General features: G+C 69.3%; 12 protein-coding genes and 4 pseudogenes. 10 read left to right on the top strand and 6 right to left on the bottom strand.

Annotation, left to right across the window (positions count from 1 at the left end; translation table 11 throughout):
- Positions 1-716, top strand: a 716-nt coding sequence (locus tag KBX34_RS31325; protein WP_210928645.1) for a fasciclin domain-containing protein, incomplete at its 5' end; no start/stop codon positions are given.
- A gap of 6 nt (positions 717-722) precedes the next feature.
- On the opposite strand, the gene KBX34_RS31320 is transcribed toward KBX34_RS31325, so the two are convergent.
- Positions 723-1,724 (bottom strand): tyrosine-type recombinase/integrase, encoded by a 1,002-nt coding sequence (locus KBX34_RS31320; RefSeq protein WP_179779134.1) that lies wholly within the window; start codon positions 1,722-1,724, stop codon positions 723-725.
- A gap of 409 nt (positions 1,725-2,133) precedes the next feature.
- Between KBX34_RS31320 and KBX34_RS31315 the strand changes: the two genes are divergently transcribed.
- The 3 genes and pseudogenes from KBX34_RS31315 (at position 2,134) to KBX34_RS34500 (ending at position 4,329) form a co-directional block, all read left to right on the top strand.
- Entirely contained in the window at positions 2,134-2,889 is a 756-nt protein-coding gene (locus KBX34_RS31315; RefSeq protein ID WP_247668005.1) for a hypothetical protein, read from the top strand.
- A 342-nt stretch (positions 2,890-3,231) separates the two neighbouring features.
- A pseudogene (locus KBX34_RS34505) lies at positions 3,232-3,569 on the top strand (DNA translocase FtsK); the annotation flags it as partial.
- Between the two features lie 181 nt (positions 3,570-3,750).
- The gene (locus KBX34_RS34500) at positions 3,751-4,329 is read left to right on the top strand and encodes an endonuclease domain-containing protein (RefSeq protein ID WP_374223736.1); all 579 of its coding nucleotides are present in this window, start codon (positions 3,751-3,753) and stop codon (positions 4,327-4,329) included.
- On the opposite strand, the gene KBX34_RS31300 is transcribed toward KBX34_RS34500, so the two are convergent.
- Positions 4,288-4,629, bottom strand: coding sequence for a hypothetical protein (locus KBX34_RS31300; protein WP_210928642.1), 342 nt, complete (start codon positions 4,627-4,629; stop codon positions 4,288-4,290). The two genes, KBX34_RS34500 and KBX34_RS31300, sit on opposite strands and share 42 nt — an antisense overlap.
- An 867-nt stretch (positions 4,630-5,496) precedes the next feature.
- On the opposite strand from KBX34_RS31300, the pseudogene KBX34_RS34495 reads away from it, so the two are divergent.
- The 4 genes and pseudogenes from KBX34_RS34495 to KBX34_RS31265 form a co-directional block, all read left to right on the top strand.
- A pseudogene (locus KBX34_RS34495) lies at positions 5,497-6,021 on the top strand (zinc-ribbon domain-containing protein); the annotation flags it as partial.
- A gap of 100 nt (positions 6,022-6,121) precedes the next feature.
- The gene (locus tag KBX34_RS33900) at positions 6,122-8,437 is read left to right on the top strand and encodes a zinc-ribbon domain-containing protein (protein WP_307871538.1); all 2,316 of its coding nucleotides are present in this window, start codon (positions 6,122-6,124) and stop codon (positions 8,435-8,437) included.
- A gap of 141 nt (positions 8,438-8,578) precedes the next feature.
- Positions 8,579-9,064 (top strand): hypothetical protein, encoded by a 486-nt coding sequence (locus KBX34_RS31270; protein ID WP_210928638.1) that lies wholly within the window; start codon positions 8,579-8,581, stop codon positions 9,062-9,064.
- Between the two features lie 208 nt (positions 9,065-9,272).
- The gene (locus KBX34_RS31265; protein WP_210928636.1) at positions 9,273-9,875 is read left to right on the top strand and encodes a recombinase family protein; all 603 of its coding nucleotides are present in this window, start codon (positions 9,273-9,275) and stop codon (positions 9,873-9,875) included.
- Between the two features lie 282 nt (positions 9,876-10,157).
- On the opposite strand, the gene KBX34_RS31260 is transcribed toward KBX34_RS31265, so the two are convergent.
- Complete coding sequence (locus KBX34_RS31260) at positions 10,158-10,898, bottom strand: hypothetical protein (RefSeq protein WP_189702429.1); 741 nt, start codon at positions 10,896-10,898, stop codon at positions 10,158-10,160.
- 267 nt (positions 10,899-11,165) lie between these two features.
- On the bottom strand, positions 11,166-13,556 hold the full coding sequence (locus KBX34_RS31255) for a fibronectin type III domain-containing protein (protein WP_210928628.1): 2,391 nt from the start codon (positions 13,554-13,556) through the stop codon (positions 11,166-11,168).
- 579 nt (positions 13,557-14,135) lie between these two features.
- Here KBX34_RS31255 and KBX34_RS31250 point away from each other — a divergent pair.
- Positions 14,136-14,801: pseudogene (locus tag KBX34_RS31250) on the top strand (tyrosine-type recombinase/integrase); the annotation flags it as partial.
- 22 nt (positions 14,802-14,823) lie between these two features.
- Positions 14,824-15,279: a hypothetical protein gene (locus KBX34_RS31245; RefSeq protein WP_210928626.1), complete on the top strand. Its 456-nt coding sequence runs from the start codon at positions 14,824-14,826 to the stop codon at positions 15,277-15,279.
- A gap of 90 nt (positions 15,280-15,369) precedes the next feature.
- Here the strand turns inward: KBX34_RS31245 and KBX34_RS31240 are convergent, their stop codons facing one another.
- Both KBX34_RS31240 and KBX34_RS31230 read right to left on the bottom strand, forming a co-directional pair.
- Entirely contained in the window at positions 15,370-15,612 is a 243-nt protein-coding gene (locus KBX34_RS31240) for a LuxR C-terminal-related transcriptional regulator (protein WP_210928624.1), read from the bottom strand.
- A 67-nt stretch (positions 15,613-15,679) separates the two neighbouring features.
- Positions 15,680-16,347: pseudogene (locus KBX34_RS31230) on the bottom strand (Tn3 family transposase).
- Positions 16,348-16,407: the final 60 nt, after the last annotated feature.

Genomic DNA, 16,407 nt, shown 5'->3' with positions numbered 1-16,407 from the left:
GTTCCTCGACTACCACCGCGCCGCCGGCACATCCCCACCCACCCGAAACCGTGGAGGCCGCCGTGTCGCAACCCGCCACCCCACCGCGACGCCCCCGACTGCTCACCCTCGGGCTCCTCGCGCCGACACTGCTGCTCGCCGCCTGCACCAGCAGCCCCGCGACTCCCCGCACCGACGCCGCACCACCGGCCAACGCACCCCAGGTCACCGGACCCCTCTGCGCCGCCCTGCCCACCGGCACCGACCCCGGAAACCCGACCTTCCTCGCCAGTCAGCCCGTCGACCAGGCGCTCCGGTGGATCCCCACCCTCACCACCTTCGAAGCGGCAGTGCGTACCAGCGGAGTCCTCACCGACCTGCCCACCGGCACCGGCGTCACCATCCTCGCCCCCTCCGACGACGCCTTCGCCGCCAAGTTCTCCGAGGACAACTGGGACGACCTGATGACCCGCCACACCGACCAGCTGCGCACCCTGCTGAAGGCACACCTGATCCAGGGAACCCACCCGATCGGCGAACTGGCGAACAGCGGCACCGCCACCACCCTCGACGGCACCACCGTCGCCATCACCCGCAACGGCCCCACCGTCCGTCTGGCCGACCGTGCCGACGCCGTCTGCGCCGACTACCAGGCCACCGACACACGCATCCACATCATCAACGCGGTCCTCGGCCCGCTGCCCACCACCGCCAACGACAGCGACCGGGCACACTGACCGCGCTCACTCCTGGTTCACCGGCACCAGACCCGCCAGCGCCCGGTTGGTCCGGTTCGCGCGCACCGCGTCGCGCTGCTGCCCAGCCGTCACCTCGATGTACGTCTGCGACGACGCCAACGACGCGTGCCCCAACAAACGCATGATCTCCGCGGCGCTCGCCCCATCCTCGGCCAACCGGGTCGCGAACGTGTGCCGCAACGCGTGCAACCGCGCACCCCGCGGCACCCGGTCACCGATACCCGCCCGCCGAAAACACGACTCGACGAGATACTGCAGCCCACCCCGGCGCAACGGCTCACCACGCCGATCCACCAGCAACGCCGAGTCGGGGCGCACCGACCGCGAACCGAAGCGCCGCGCCCGACTGTCCAGGTAGTCCACCAGCACCCGGTCCAGATCCGCCTCGATCGGCACCACCCGGGGCCGCCCACCCTTCCCGAGCACCTCGATCCGCCGCTCACCCGGTCGACCACCCAGCGAGCCGACCCGTAGCGCCAGCAGCTCCGACAGGCGCAGCCCCGCGCAGAGCGCCACCGCCAACACCGCGACGTCCCGCTCCGGCCACGGGTCGCGCTGCCGACCCTCGTCGCGCGCCGCGGACGCGAGCAGCACCTCGGGAGTGTCCGCCCCCCGAAGCGGCTTCGGCTGGGGGAGTAGCGCCCGAGGTCGCCCGACCGCCGGCATCGGGTTGCCGGCCACGATCCCGTCGGCCACCAGGAACGTGAAGAAACTGTTCCAGGTGGACCAGGCCCGGTGCACCGACGCGGGCGCGCGGGGCGCGGCGAACCGCGCGAAGGCCGCACGCATCACCCTGGGGGAGAGATCGGTGATCGACAGCGCGCCCAGGGGGAGGGGAGTGGCAGCGTCCTCGGCGACCAGCGCCGCGACCGCGTGCAGATCCCGACGGTACGCGGCGAGGGTGTGGGGGGAGGGCTTGCGGGTCGCTCGGGCGGTCAGGAACTCCTCGATCAGCACCATGAGCGATTCGTCCTGTTTGTCATGCATAAGGGATATTATGCAGCATTTTCGCGTTGCGGGGAAGCGTGGGGAGAGGGGGAGCGGACCCGGTCCGCACGGGAGGCGCCGCTGTCTCCTCAGGTGCCTGTAGAGCTGCCCCACGTATGGGGCGGGTGATCCCCGGCGCGCGGACCAAGTGTGATGGTTCTTCAAAGCCGACGACGTCCCGGCAAACACCATCACCCTGCGGGTAGAGGTGACCAGCGGTGAGGGTGCGCCGGTCCCTGCACGCTGCACGCCGGTGGTCGGCGCGCCCTGCGCCGATGCGGGCGGTTCAGGCGGCCGGTGGTCGGCGCACCCCACGGATGGGGCAGCTCTACAGGCACCCAGCGACACATCGGCTCGCCCCAGCGTCGCAGGTCAGTGGCGCTGCTGAAAAGCACGTATCGTGCGCGGCATGACGTCGCCCGTCGCCACCTGCCCCGCCTGTGGTCGACCCGGCACGCCCACCGTCTACCGGGACCCGGTCCACCCCGTCGATGTGGTCTGCCCCGAGGGGCACCAGTGGCGGCCGGACGGCGAACCCGGGTGGGCTCCCTCAGCATCGCCCACCGTCGTGGCTGGACGCCCTCACGCTGACGGCGCCTCGACACAACCCCTGGACGTCCACAAGGACGGACGGAACTGGCGGATCGGCACGGCCAGCGACGTCGCCTGGCTCGCCGGTCACACCACACAGGGCCTCGCGATCACCACCGCGATCCCGGAGGTGTTCGACGCGTACGCCACCTTCCACCCGCCCGAGGGTGTCGGTGTGGACGCCCACGAACAGGCCGTGGTCCGCGAGCTGGCGGCACGTACCGCGGAGCAGCCCTGGTGGCTGGGCTACCTCGACACCGGCGCGCACGACGTCGTCTTTCCGCGTGCCCCGAGGGTGTCGCTCTACTGGGGTTGGCCCTACGTCCTGGTCGAAGCGGGACCCGAGCAGGCACTCACCTGGCGGACCGGTCACATGCGCGGTGACGGTCCGCTGCCCGACCTGTTCTTCCCGGCGGATCACTCCTGGCTCGTCTCCGCCCTGTGGGACGACACCTGGACCGACGTCGGCGGCAGCGCCGCTGTCATCGCCGGTCTGCAACGCAACCCGCTGGTCAGTGCCCGCCGCGTGCGACCCGACGAGGACGCGTGTCCGCCGGGGCTGACGCGCGACTGAGAGTGCCCATCGGTGGTCGAGGGGGCCGTCAGATAACGCAGCTTTACATAATGTGCATTATCGAAGGTCCTGCAGCCACTGCTGGGTGAGCGATCGCAGCTGTCCTTTCTCATTCATCCTGAGCCATTCCCAGCAACTTGAGCCATCTTCTGAGCCCTCTCACGTACTTGAGCCACGGCGAGGGCACCCGTGGCTCGCTTGGGATCCTGTCCCCCTACGCTGCGTGACGGGAATGGACTGTTCACCCCTCCGCTGCGGCTGATCGGGCATTCGTGACTAGAGGACCGCTGCACCCTTGCCTCCTGCTTACTCAGGCGCGAGGTCGAATCCTCGCGCCGAGCGGGCTTCCAGCGCGTCCCGACCTTCACCCGCTACGTGGTGGTCCTCGGCCCGAAGGTGAAGGTCGAGGCCGTCACCAAGCTGGACAAGAACATTGCGTACGCCGTCGGGTCGTCGCAGGTGCGGCTCCTCGCCCCGATCCCCGGCTATTGGGGGTGGAGATCCGGAATAGCGAACGAGAGATCGTCGCCGTCGGGGATGTGTTGCGCTCCCCCAAGGTGCGGCGGGAGCGGCATCCGCTCGTCGTGGCCCTCGGCCAGGACATCTAGGGCGGCTACGTGGCGGCCAACCTCGCCAAGGTGCTCCACGTGATGGTGGCAGGGGTAACCGGGGCCGGGAAGGACCTGATGGATCAGCTTATCGGTGGGTGGGATTATTATCGCTGGCGCGAGAAGCGAGGAAGACCACGACGTTATCGCACCTAGCAGCGTGCCGGCAGGATATGCAGGCCGCGTTGGAAGCGGAGGCGACGATGTTGGTCGGGCTGCGTTGCAAGCTTCTCCTGCCACGGTCTGGCGACGAATGAGGACCACTGGTCGGGCTTGGCCGCTGGTCGTCGTGGACCGCGATCCGTGGCAGGTTTGCGCCCTCGGCCTACCGACGAAGGCCCTCGGCCGACACCGGATCACTGCGGACTGGTACCGGCAGCTCCGTAACATCCAGGACGGGGTGTGCGGCATCTGCGGGCGAGGAAATTTGCGAGGGGCTGCGGCGATACCCCTCTACATCGACCACGACCACATCTGCTGCCCGGACCATCACAACACGTGCGGGAAGTGCATTCGGGGTCTGCTCTGTTCGGGCTGCAACGGCTTTCTGGGTGAGATGGAGCTGTGGGGCAAGGTCCCCGGCATCGACGAAGACCGAACGTGGGAGCGGGCCGCACTCGCCTACCTGGAACGGGCCGGCTGTCCGCTAACCGAGGAACGGAAGGCGGCGACGGCGGAGCGGCATCGCCGGAAGGTGGCGCTGTGGGATCCGCCGTGCTGCTGCCGGGTTTGCGACCCGAACTGGGAGCAGCGGCGGGAAAAACGCCGAGCGGAGATGCGCGCCAGGTTGCTATCCGCCTCGGCCGAGAAGGACGCGGGAACCAGGCCCTGACGCCGGGGCCGACCTGGTGACCGACCAGGCGAAGAACGCCCACCAGCCGGCGGCACCACACAGCAAGCCCGCGACCAGGCCCACCCCGAAGACGACACCAGACCTGAGCAGCGCCCAGTAGACAGCGGTCAGTAACACCGCCCGGACTGCGATCGTGGCGGCACGCCGTCCGCCGGTGTTGGGTCGGCTCGTCAACGACCGCCCGGTCAGCAACCACACCCCGCCGATCACCATGCCGACGGTGGTCGCCACCGCTCCGCCGAGCACAAACGTCAGCGCGTTCCCCGGGGGTCGGCTCATGACCCGGATTCTTCCGCCGAATCGACCGGCGCCGAGGTCGAGGCCATCTGCTCGCCGACGTCGGACGGGTCGAACGGGTTGGATGTGTACTTCCGCGACCGCCCACGCGGAGTCACAGCCACCGTGCACCTGTCGTTCGACGAGCAGAGGGCGGACGTCAAGGCGGAGGTTCGTCTGCCGGAAAGGTTGGTCGGCCAGCGCCCCAAGGTGACGGACGGGCTGCCCGTCGGCGTGCTCAGGGCGGCCGACGGGTGGGAACAGCTACCTGGGTAGCCCCGACCCCTGCACGATCCGCACCGCCACCCGGATCTCGGCGAGCTGCGGCCGCCGTTGTAGCGCAGCTGCGCTACAACGGCCGCGCTGTGGCCACCTCGAACACCACAAAGCTGGGTGGTCCGGCGCATCCGCCGACGGCTCGTCATCGTTCGGCATTAAGCAGCCTTTGGTTCCTCGCCCCGCTCCTGCTCCAGCTTCACCACCTCGAGGTCGGCCGCCTTCGCGCGCATCGCCATGCCGGTGTCGTAGGTGATCATGGTGACCTGCCGGCCGGCGACACGAGGAGCTGGTGTCGGTCGGGCGGGACGAGCGCGTTGAGGCTCGCGGCGCTGATCTGGATGCGGAGCTGGCGTCGAACCTCGTTTGCCCAGTCAAGGTAGGAGGAGACTCGATGCATCGCTGGGTGGGTGGCACCGCCCCGGATGTTGGCGACGGCCTGGTGCAGGTTAGCGAGCGACTGGCGGAGGCTGTTCCCGCGGACGCCGGGCAACGGAGTGATCAGCACGTCCGCGATCCTTTCTTGCTGGCTAGTTGAACGCCAGGGTTACGTTGTTGCGGATCTTTCCCCTGCTGGGTGCTGTCTCCCCCACGATGACGTGGGCGGTGCTTGAAGCCGTCACCGCTAACCTTGACCGCGCCGGAGCCCCTCGACCGGCTGCTGAGTCTGCGGCAGCGGAGCGGCATCTGCCGCTGCGGCATTCGGAAGGTGTCGTACTCGGTTGCCATGATGCGGGCGTGGCCGCCAAGACCCGGGAGACACTAGCGAGCGTCCATCCAGATCTCCTGCCGGAACTGCTCGAGGTTAAGGGTTGGATGGGGGCTTTGGGCGACCTCCCCCGAGGCTCGAACCGCGAGGCCCGATGGAGGTGCGCGACCTGCGGGCTTGAGTGGTGGCAGGCCGCTGCGGTGCGGATGCGAGCGGCACCCGGTTGCAAGGGTTGCCGGAGCCGTCTGCGGCGCAAGGCCGACACGCCGGAGCCGGGCCGCAGCCTGGCCGAAGTCATGCCTGAGCTGGCCACGGAGTGGCTGGAGTGCATCACCTATCCCACCGCCACACCCGAGACGATCAGCGCCCAGTCCTCGGCTGAGGCCCGCTGGCGCTGCTCGGCCTGCGGCCACTCCTGGGGTAGCCCCGATCTCGCGGCGGACCGGGTCTGGGGGCGGCGGTTGCAAGCCGTGCGCGGGCAAGCGCCGGTCCGAGGCCAACTCCCGGCGAGTGGCCAACCGGGTCGGCGACGCGTGCCCGGAGATCGTCGAGTTTTTCCTGCGCTGGGAGGACCCGGCCGAGCAGGCGCCGGTGGCAGAGGTGAGCGTCCGCTCCGACAAGGTGGCCTGGTGGCGCTGCGCCTGCGGCAACACCTGGCACACGAGAGTCCGGCTCCGGGTCGCCGGGAGCGTCTGCCCACGATGCCGGGCCGCGAACCGTCGGCCGCCGACCACCGCACCGCTGCGCACTACCCACCCCACGGTCGCCGAGATGTTCGTCCGCAACCTCACCCATCCGCACCGCACCCCCGACTCCCTGCCGAAATCCGCGACTGATCGGTGCCGATGGCGGTGCAGCGCCTGCGATCACGAGTGGGAGCAGACGGTGTTGTACGTGGTCGGTGCCGGCCGGCCCTGCCCTCGATGCGCCGCGTTGATGGGCGGAGCAGCGCAGCCCGGCCGATCGCTCGCTGACCTGTACCCCGAGATCGCGGCCCAGTTCGTCGCCAATCAGCGGCGTCCCGAGCGCGGCCCCGCCCTCCTCCGTCCGAACTCGGTCGACCGATGCTTATGGCGCTGCGGCCACTGTGGGCACGAGTGGGTGTCCACCGTGACGAATCGGACCGCTGGCCGCGGTTGCCCGCCCTGCGGGCGCCGTCGGGCGGGCGAGATGCTGCGGGACCCCGGCGAAGCCGCTTCGTTCAGCAACACGCATCCGGAGCAGGCCGTCACGTTCGTCGCCAACAAGTCTCACCCTGGTCGGGACCCGCAGAGCTTCACCGCAGGGACCAACGACCTCTGCGTCTGGCGCTGCCCAGAGTGTTCCCGGCACTTCGAACGCTCCGTCGTCACTCACGCGACCCGGCTGCTCTGTGCTGCATGCGCGTACCTGGCTCGGGGCGTCGCCAGTCGGGTCGCCCCCGACAAGAAGTCGCTCGCCACGCTCATGCCGGAGGTCGCCTCGTCCTTCGTGGCGAACCTCTCCTGGCCCGGGCACGGACCGGCGACGCTGTACCCGCGCGCCGGCGCCCTCTGCTCTTGGCGCTGCCGGTGCGGTGCGCTATTCCAGGCGCACGTGCGCGATCGCGCGAAATCACCGGACTACGGCTGCGGCCTGTGCCGCCGCCGCGGCCGAAGCCTCCTCGAACTAGAGCTCGCCCACCTGCTGGCGGCCGCGACGGGCGACGAGGTGGAGGTCGACGTCCGCCTCGACGGCGGCCGGCGCTCGGCGGAGCGGCTGGACCTTTTCCTGCCCTCGGCCGAAATCTACATCGACCTGGACCCGGCCCAGTGGCACGCCGGCACTGCCGCTCACGCCCGGGACCTGCGCAAATCGGAGGTCATGGCCAAGCTGGGCGTGCGCTATGTACGGGTTCGGCAGCCCGGCACGCCGCCGGTTCCGGGGGAGACCGTGGTCGCGGGCAGCAAGGACGCGACAGAGTGGTTTCTGGTCCTCGCGGAGTGGCTGCGGTCGCAGTCCGTGGCGTGCCCGCCCCTGTCCGTCGACCGGATCGCCGCAGGCCTCGCCGCAGCACGCGAGGAGTGGAAGACGTTCCAGACCACACCACCCGGCGAAAGCCTGGCCATCTTGTTTCCCGAACTGGCGAGCGAACTGGTCGAGAACTTGACGCGCCCGGAGATGGGCGCACAGTGGCTGCTTCCCGGTTCCGCGGACCGGTGCGTCTGGCAGTGCGGGACCTGCCGGCACGTCTGGCGTACCCGAGTGGCCGACCGGGCCCAGCGCAAAACCGGCTGCCCAGCGTGCTCTCGGCGGGAACGCTCCTACCAGACTCGTCTGAGCCGGGCCGAACTCCGGGTCCGCGACGTCGCTCCCGAGTTGCTCACCCAGGCCGTGCGCATCCTCGACGTCGACAAGGCCCGCGACATCGAGCTGCTCGACCTGGCTCGCGGGTCGACCATCCGGGTGCTTTGGCGATGCCCAGACTGTGCGCACGAGTGGGTGGCACCCGTCGTCACCCGCACCTCCGGGCGCGGCTGCCAGCCGTGCGGCATCCGCCGGCGCACCGCGTCCCGCCAGGAGCCTTCGCCCGGTGGATCGCTGGGCGACCTGCATCCCGAGATCGCGACCACCTTTCTGGCGAACCTGGACCACCCTGACCGGGGGCCTGATCGGCTCCGCCCAGGGTCCGGCGACCGCTGCCGGTGGCACTGCCCCTGCTGCGGGTCGAAGCAGTGGGAGACGACTGTCTCAGCCCGAATCCAGCGGCAGGGCTGCAGAGGATGCCGCCGCCTGAGGAGCGGCAGGCGAGATGTCATCGCCAGCAAGGCCGAAGGGCCGCAGTTCGACGCGCTTCTACTGTTCTGACGGCAACCGGTCGCGCAGTATCGACGTACCGTGCGATGCCGACCGGTTACAGGCACTGGTTGACGAACTGGGTCCCACCCTGTCCGCTCTACCTCGATCTTAATAACAGCCACGATCGAGCGTTACCGGCGGCATTTGCGTGTGTACGCCGCTGATCGACTCGTGTGCCTGAGTAACGATTACGTCAATCGGATCCAGCCGGCGGTCGAGGGCTACATCGGGATCGGCAACCACATCACGATGCGGCTGCTTGCTGCCGGCGAGCAGATCGTCGATGTGCCGCCGAAGCTGTCGGCCGGCGCCCGGATCTTCACGACTGGTCAGGACAAGACCGACGCCACCTACCCCCACTTTGTCGCCTGGTCGGCACCCGATGGCCGCGCTGCGGCCGGTGGTCGACGACGAGCAGCGGCGAGCGTCTCCTTCAGCCAGTCCGCCTACCGCGAGGTTCGGGGTCGAGCGGGCTACTCTACTCCAGTTAGATGCGCGATCGGCTTCTCTTGCCGCGCACCCAAAGCAGGGATTCTTTGCATCAAGGCGCAGAATGCCAATACGAAGGCCTTTCTGGCCTCCTCAAGTGGGAATGTCGGAACAACTCCGCTGTGCACAGTGGCACTGCGACTGTAGTAGAGGGGGTCCCGCCGGTAATGCTGCTGGATTGAACGCTAAGGAATGATCACGAACGTCCCAAGGGTTTGCGCCCGCCGTGCCGAGTGTCGGCAAACGACCGTCTGCCGACACTCACGCGCGTGATCGAGAACTCGCAGGTGGGCACTGTCGACAACTCGCGTCGGAAATCAACGTCGGTGAACGGTCGGCAGGGTAGTTTCCGACAATGCTCCTTGGCTACTGCCGCACTTCAACGGCCGACCAGAACCCCGACCACCAGATCGACGCGCTTCTCCGCAACGGCGTCGACCGCGACAACATCCACATCGACGTCGCCAGCGGCGCAAAAGCCTCCCGCCCCAAGCTCGATCTCGTCATGCAGCTGATGCGCGAGGGCGACACGTTGAAGGTCACCCGGTTCGACCGGCTCTCCCGCTCAGTGCTGCACCTGGTGACCCTCGGCGCCGAGCTGCGCGAGCGCGGGATCGGGCTGCATGTCATCGAACAGGGCATCGACACCGCCACCATGGAGGGCCGGGCCATGTTCGGGATGCTCAGCGTGCTCGCGGAGCTCCAGAGAGAGCTGATCGTGGCGAACACGAACGACGGGCTCGCCTCCGCGCGGGCCCGCGGCCGGGTCGGCGGGCGCCGACCGAAGCTCACAGCCGACCAGGCCGAGCTCGCCCAGCAGCTCTACGACGCCCGGGAGAAGACCGTCCAGCAGATCGCCGACATGTTCAACGTGCCCCGTTCCACGGTGTACGGGCACCTCGACAAGACCAAGACCGTGCCCCGCCAGCCGAAGAAGACCGCCGCCGCGAAGTCCTGACCACCTACTTTGCGGCTGGTGTCTGAGCTAGGACTTCGGGGCACAATCGCAGGCATCGCCGCCGGTGGCGCCCTGGTGTGGTGGACGCGCCGCCGCAGGACTGGCCGGGGGTAGTCCGTGAGGTTCTCCGCGGTCCGGAGGAGGACCGCGAAGATGAGGACACCGTCGCGGCGGGAGCTGTGAACGGACCCGCCGGACAAGGGCCGGCCCGTAATTGCGGCTACGGGCCGGCCCGAGGTGGGCCGTAGCCGACGTATTGGGCTTCCGTCGATCCGGAGCGGTTCAAAGTCCGAGGCCGGCGCGTACCGCGTCGATCTCCTCGTTCAGTGCCTCGAAGCTCTCGAAGCCCCGTTCCTGGCTGACGCGGCTCATGTCGACGCCGTACTCGGCCTGCCGCTGCCGCAGCAGCGGTTGTTCCGGCATGGAGACGGGGAAAGCGAGCGGGTCGAGGGCAGGGGTGTGGTCGAGGAGCGCGTGGACGGCGCGGCGGCCGCGTTCGCCTACGGCGAGGCAGCCGTCGAGGTCGTTGAGGTAGACCACGCCGGCTTCGAGCCCCTTGGTCCACTCGGTGAACAGGGCCGCGAGGCTCGGGGCCGCGCGTACGGCGTCCCAGGCGTCCGGGGCGGTCTCGTACCGCCAGATCTCGCCTTCGTGCTTTCCTGCCAGGACGAAGGTGTAGACGAGGAACTCGAAGTGGAAGAGCGGCAGTTGATGCCGCCAGGGGAACGGCACGCCGATCGACAGCGACAGGTTGTCGAGCGCCTCGTTCGCCTTGTCCGCGTCGGTCGGCCAGGGGAGCAGCCATCCTCCGTTCGGCAGCAGCCGGCGCTCCTGCCATCCCTGGCCGTGGAGCCAGGTGAGCTGGTCGGCGACGTGGTCCACGTCGAACACGCGGTGGACCAGCTCCGGCGGGGCCTGTGGCTCCGGTGGAACGGCGGGGTCGTCCCAGGGCAGGCCCGCGGCGGTCGCCGCCGCCCGGTAGTCCGCCGCCGCGGCACGCAGTACGGAGATGTCGTCCAGCATGGCAAGCGCTCCCTGCGTAGGAGATACCCCGAGCAGCGTAGACGGGCCGGGCCCGAGAAGAGATGTCGTCGGTTGAACTGGGCCCCGTGCGGGCACTCCTGCACCGGCATCCGCACCGCCCTCTCCCCCGCACGGGGTCGGCCTTCGAGACCCGGGGCCGGGTCTCGAAGGCCGACATCACGCACAGTCCGATCAATCTCAGGCCCGATCAATCACAGGCCCGGATCAACCAGTGGCGCCCCGGGAAGAGACCCGGGCCCTGCGCCACTACAGCGACGGTTCCATGCAGAGGCTGGCGCCGCTGCCGTTCACGCGGAAGCCGAAGCTCGGGGCGTTCGCCGCGACCCACGGCTTGATCGGCAGGACGATGTACCGCTCTCCGTCGTCCACCTTGCACTTGTTGCTGAAGGAGCTGATGTCGTTGCCCTGCGGCCGCGACTCCGTGCTCGGCACGTGGCGCACGTCCGCGGTCAGGCCCGACAGGTCGACCGCCTGGTCCGTCGCCCAGAACGGGAACTCGTCGCAGGTCTTCCCGGAACCGACCACGGGCCGTGGGAGGCATGCATTCCCCGCGAACTTCGGGTTGGTGTAGTACCAGTTGCGGTCGTAGCCGGCGTTCATCGCGGCCTGGCCGTTGATGCTGCGCGCCGGGGCGAACCACTGGGCCCGGCCCGCAGGCTGCGGCCAGCGGCCGTCACCCATGGCCTCGACGATGTGCTTGCCGGTTTCCTGCATCGGCCTGAACTTGTGGTTCCGGCCGCCCGGGACGTAGAACGCGATGTTGTCGTCGCAGGGGGCGATGCTGGAGCTGGCCTGCTTCTGGGCCGCGCACGCCTGGTCGATGTTGGCCCGCAGGTCCGCGTCGTCCCCGCTGGTCCAGGCGAAGGGCAGGTCGTACTTCTCGGTAAGGTCCTTGGTCGTCTTGATGGTTTGGGCGTAGGCCGCGAGGCTGTGGTACCACTGCCCTTCTTCCAGGCCCCAGTCGTCATAGGTGTTGAAGTCGTCGGTGTAGTCGATCGGATATTCCAGGAGGCCGCCGATGGCTATCGGACTGGCGTCGATGATGGCCCAGATCAGCCCCAGCGCGACCCCGACGACGATCGCCCCGGCGATCACCGCGATCCAGTAGATGACCGCGGCGACGACGCTCGACGTCGCGACCGTCGCCGCCGCCGTGGCGGGCGGCGCCAGCAGCAGCGTGCAGGCGCGGCTCTCCAGGCACCAGACGACGGGCTGGATGGGGTTGCCGGGATCGTACAGCGGCTTCACCTCGCTGGTGGAGCTGCTCAGCGGGGAAAGCGCCGGTCCGCCTCCGGGCGATGCCAGGTCGTGGAGCATTTCGGTGACGTCGTCCGAGCAGTCGAACTTCTCGTCCTCGTCGGGCGGCATGTGGTCCTCGACGCAGCTGGCGTCCGCGGCGGTGTAGCAGCCGGGGAAGACCTGGGTGCTGCCCTCGGGCACCGTCACGCTGGAGCGCACGCTCTCCGCGATGTAGAAGTCGCCGCCTTGCGCGGCGCACTGCGAGCTGTCGCTGGAGGTCTGCTGCGTGACTTCCTGGGGCACCGCGGGGGCGACGGTGTCGGTGGTGAAGCCACCGCTGAAGTCCCGCCAGGGCGTGCCATCCTCCTGTATCGCGTCGACCCGCAGCGTGTACGAGGTGGCCGCTTCGAGGGGCTCGATGGTGAACTCGATGACGTCCTGCGCCGTGCACGGATTCGCCGGGTTGCCCGCGGCGTCCACGCAGTACTCCGCCATCGAGAACTCTTCGTAGAGCCGGCCGTCGAGGGAGACGCGGTAGGTGTGGTCACCGTTGGGGTCAGGCTGCCACTTGGCCAGGGCGCTGCCCTCTTCCGGCTCGAGCGTCAGCTCGGGGTCGGCGTCGGGCGGAGTCGCCGCGGTGCGGAAGGTCTTCGTGGCGGGTGTGGCCGACTTGTTGCCCGCGAGGTCGACGGCGACGACGGAGACGGTGTGTTCGCTCTCGGGGGGCAGGCCCGTCATGGTGTACGAGCGGGTGCCGACGTTGGTGCGGATCGGCGGGCCGCCGTCGACCCGGACCTCGTAGCCGGCCAGGCCGTAGTTGTCGGTGGCCGCGTTCCAGCTCGCCGTGGCCGAGTTGTGCGTGATGTTGCCGACGCTCAGCCCGGTGACGTTGCTCGGCGCGATGTTGTCGACGAACGTGAACTCGCGCAGGATCCGGGCGTACCGTCCGGGTTCGCGCTCTGCGCGGACGCAGACCAGGGTCTTGCCGAGCTGCGGCGGGCGGAACCGCGATGTCCATGACGCCGACCAGTTCGTCTCGCCCTCCGGGGGCGGGCCGAGGGTGAAGTCGGTCGTCACCATGTCGCTGCCGATCGACAGGTCGACCATGGTGGCCTGCTTGTGCAGGAAGCCGCTGAGGTCGACCTTGCCCTCTTCGTCGACCGGAATTTCCTCGTCGGAGGCCGGCAGTTCGAGCCGGATGGCGGCGTGGTTCTCGTCGTCGACCGAGATGCCGTCCTCGCTCGGCGGCGTCATGCCCGCGCATGCGGGCGGCGGCACCCGGACCTGCTCGGCAGCGGACGCCGCCGAGGGCGGCAGACCCAGCAGCCCTACCGTGAGCGCGAGAGACAGCAGGACCGCCGTCTCTCGTAAGCGTGTCAGAAATTGAATCTTCCGCATTCATGCCCCCTTCTGCGAACACTTGTTCCTACAATTGGGGCACGATGCTAGAGGGGCCTGTGCGTATTGTCAGCAACACGACAATCTGCGTGGGTGAGACGCGGATCGAGGCACCAACTCCGCTGCCGCTGCAGCAATTTCGGGACGTCGAGGTGTCGGGCGTCAGCACGACAGGGCGCACGAACGTCCCCAGCCGTGACAGGGTGACCCCATGCTGATCCGAAAGGACGATGCCGCGTAGGCGTCCCAAAGCCGTCCGCGCGGCGCGGTGGCGGCCACGATGGCAGTCTTCGGTCCTGAGAGTCCGCGGGGTCTCCGCGCGGACGCGTGCAGCGATCCGCCGGGTCGAAGACCAGGAGATGTGGCCCAACGCGGTCGCTTATGCCCTCTCGCGTCTCGAGCAAGCCCTCAGGCAGCCGGGACGCTACCTGGACGCCTCCGCATTCGAGTCGCCCGGGGTGGGAGACGCCCGTGACGACCTCAAGTGGGCAATGCGGTGTCTCCCTCCCGCAGCGCAACGGGACTTGGGCCGGCTGATCACACGCATCGACAAGGAACTCGAGCGCCGGACCTTGCCCGATCCCGACAACAGCGAGTTGGCGATGTTCGGCTGGTGGTGGACCCGAATGCGAGAACGCTGACCAGCCCCGGATTCGTGCTCTTCACCGGATCGGCTGGTGGCAGCGCCAGGGCTGGATCGAAGGCGACCCGACGATCGGCATCGAGCGGCGGCCGGCACCGCCCGACCGCACCAAGGCCCTGGCCGAGAACCAGATCGCCGCCCTGTGGCGCCTGGACGTCGCCCTGCGGGAGAAGACGTTCTGGAAAATGTTCTACGAGTCCGCGGCCCGCGCCGACGAGGTGCTGTGCCTGAACGTGGAAGACCTCTACCCGCAAGACAAGCGTGGGAAGATCACCGCCAAGGGCGGGGCGACAGAGTGGATTCACTGGCAGTCCGGCACCGCCCAGCTCCTGCCCCGGCTCATCGCCCGTCGTACCCGCGGCCCCCTGTTCCTCACCGACCGCAAGGCCCCGGCCGGGACACCGACGCTCGACGTGTGCCCGGAGACCGGCAGGGCCCGGCTCTCCTACCGCCGGGCCGAAGAGATCTTCGAGGAGAACACCCGGCTGCTCGCCAACCCACTCGCCTCACCCGAAGACATCGAGGACCTGGACGGCTGGACCCTCCACCGGCTCCGCCACAGCGCCCTCACACACGACGCCGAGGACGGCACGTCCACCCCGATGCTGCTGGCCCGGTCCCGCTATGCCTCCGTCCGCTCCCTGGAGCGGTATCGGCATCGTCATCGGTTTCGGCGCGCTGATGCTCCCCCTGGGCCTGGGTGCCCCGACGGCCGTGTCGGTCGTCTGCTTCGGGATGGCCGGGCTGCTCTGGCCGCCGTACTCGTCGCTGTCGACCACCCTCTTCCAGCGCTCGGCGCCCAGCGCGCTGCTGCCGCAGGCCCTCGCGGCGAGCTCTGCCGTCCGGGTGCTGTCGGTGCCCCTGGGCACCGCGCTCGGCGGACCACTGGTGGCCGGCCTCGGCGCGGTCGGGGCGCTGCGCCTGTCCGGTGCGGGCATCGCGGTGGTGGGCATGGTCGCCGCCGCCGCGCTGACCCTGCGCGCCGCGCGCACGCGCCCCGAGCCAGCGGCGGGCGCCACGGAGTCGGCCGGCGCGGACGCGGGGGCAGGGGCGGAGGCGCGGCCGGCGCCCGGCAGATGAGGGCTGCCGCCTGGGCGGGGCGCGGCAGGCCGCTGCGGGCGCCGTTGGCGCACGGGGTGGACGGCCCCGTGGCGAGGGCCGGGCGGCGAGTCAGCCCGGGGTGTCGAGCACCCCGGACGTGGCGATGAGGTAGCCGAGCTGGCCGCGGCTGCGGCTGCGGCTGCCCAACTCCTCGGAGGCGCACCGTACATGGACGGCCACGCTGCGGCGGCTCATTCCCAGCTTGCAGGCGATCGACTTGTCGGTCTCCCCGGCGACGATGGCCTGCAGGATCGCGTGCTGGGTGTCGGAGATGACGGCCGACCGCCGGTGCACGAGGCTCTGCTCGTCCACAGGTATGGAGCGCGCCCAGTCCCGGAAGTTGCGCCCCTTCCCTTTTGCCGGCGGGTCATGCCGGCTGTTACTCCTCTACGGAGCGTGGGTCGCGCAGCGCTCGGAGCGAGCCGTCACTGTGGCTGCGGATGATGGGGTATCGGCCGTGGAAGTTGATGTGCTCATGGACCAGCGGGGAGAGCCGGGAACGGATCTCCGGTGAGATGGCCAGGCCGCTGGCTTCCAGTTCCTTGAGGGCAGCGTCCATGTAGAGGGTGTTCCACCAGACGACGGCGTTCAGGGCCATGCCCAGGGCCCCGAGTTGATCTTCCATGCCCTCTCGGTAGGCGTGGCGGAGTTCACCGAGCCGTCCGAAGAAGATGTCCGGGCCAGCGCGTGGCGGCCCTCGCCGATGTTCAGCTGGGCGCCGATCATGCGGCGGTATGCCTCGGAGTCGATGAACTGGAGCAGGTGGAGGGTCTTGAAGATGCGGCCGTAGTGCGCGAACGCGTCGCCCAGGCCGGTCATGCGGTCGCCGGACGTCATCATCCGCAGCAGGTCGTACGCTCGCACCTTGCCGGTCTGCAGGGACCCGGCGACCCGGAGCATGTCCTCCCAGTGTTGGTGGATCCGCTCGGCCTGTACGCGCTGGCGGGAGACCGGCTGGAGCGGCCCGTAGTCCTTGGACATGTCCAGGCGCCACAGCCGCGCGTCGGAGATGTCTGCGATCCGCGGGGAGAACTGGTAGCCGCAGATCGCGAAGAGCCCGAAGACAAGGTCGCTGTACGAACCGGTGTCGGTAATGACGATCTCCGG

The organism is Micromonospora sp. M61 (assembly GCF_018070245.1).
In the GTDB taxonomy this organism is placed as follows: domain Bacteria; phylum Actinomycetota; class Actinomycetes; order Mycobacteriales; family Micromonosporaceae; genus Micromonospora; species Micromonospora zamorensis.
This window is presented reverse-complemented; position numbering and strand designations above follow the sequence as displayed.